The sequence below is a fragment of the Paraburkholderia sp. CHISQ3 genome (assembly GCF_030464945.1).
GTDB classification, from domain to species: Bacteria; Pseudomonadota; Gammaproteobacteria; order Burkholderiales; family Burkholderiaceae; genus Paraburkholderia; species Paraburkholderia megapolitana.
Genome location: NZ_JALPRG010000031.1, coordinates 1 through 1,192, shown reverse-complemented (window position 1 = coordinate 1,192; position 1,192 = coordinate 1). Strand labels below are relative to the sequence as shown.

The following is a 1,192-nucleotide window of genomic DNA, read 5'->3' as shown; positions in this document are numbered from 1 at the left end:
TGCACGAATGGGGGCTCGGCGGACGACAGTTCGGCACCGTCATCTCGTGGTTTCTTGTCGGTGGCGATTTTTATACGGCGTACACCGTGATCGCTGTGCCGGCGCTGGTGTATTCGGTCGGCGCGTACGGGTTTTTCGCGCTGCCCTATACGATCATCGTGTACCCGTTCGTGTTTGCCGTGATGCCGAGACTGTGGAAGATCTCGAAGGCGAAGGATCACATCACCGCGGCGGACTACGTGCAGGGCGAATACGGCGGCAAGTGGTTTCCGGCCGCCGTTGCGCTGACCGGCATCATCGCGACAATGCCGTACATCGCGCTGCAACTGGTGGGCATGCAGGTCGTGATCAAGGGGCTCGGCGTGACCGGTGAACTGCCGCTGATCGTCGCCTTCGTGATTCTCGCGCTCTACACGTACACGAGCGGCCTGCGCGCGCCGGCCATGATCGCGTTCGTCAAGGACATCATGATCTACATCGTCGTGATCGCGGCGATCTGGCTGATTCCGGTGAAGCTCGGTGGCTATGGTCATGTGTTCGATGCCGCCGACCAGTACTTCCAGGCGAAGGGCGGCGCAACGGGCATCCTGCTCAAGCCGACGCAGTTCACCGCGTATGCGTCGCTGGCACTCGGTTCGGCACTTGCCGCGTTCATGTATCCGCACACGATGACCGCGGTGTTGTCGTCATCCTCCGCGGCGACGGTGCGCAAGAACGCGATCTTCCTGCCAGCCTATACGCTGCTGCTCGGTCTGATCGCGCTGCTCGGCTATATGGCGATCGCGGCTGGCGTGCACGTGAAGTCGGCCTCGGACGTCGTGCCGGCGCTGTTCACTACGCTGTTTCCGTCGTGGTTCGTCGGCTTCGCGGCGGCGGCGATTGCCATCAGCGCGCTGGTGCCGGCGGCGATCATGTCGATCGGTGCGGCCAATCTGTTCACGCGTAACCTGTGGCGCCCGTTGGTGTCGCCGGACATGACGTCGCAGGCGGAAGCGTCGACGGCGAAGATCGTGTCGCTCGCGGTGAAGTTCGGTGCGCTGGTGTTTATCGTCGTGCTGCCGACGCAGTATGCGATCGACCTGCAACTGCTGGGCGGCGTGTGGATCCTGCAGATCTTCCCGGCGATCGTGTTCTCGCTGTACACGAGGCGGCTGAATACGCCGGGGCTGTTCCTCGGCTGGCTGGCGGGGAT

The 1,192-nt window shown here is 63.1% G+C and carries 1 protein-coding gene; it reads left to right on the top strand.

The window, feature by feature from the left end:
• Nucleotides 1-1,192 (top strand): monocarboxylate uptake permease MctP (gene mctP / locus M0D65_RS33065; protein ID WP_266256200.1); only part of this gene is annotated, 1,192 nt, incomplete at both ends.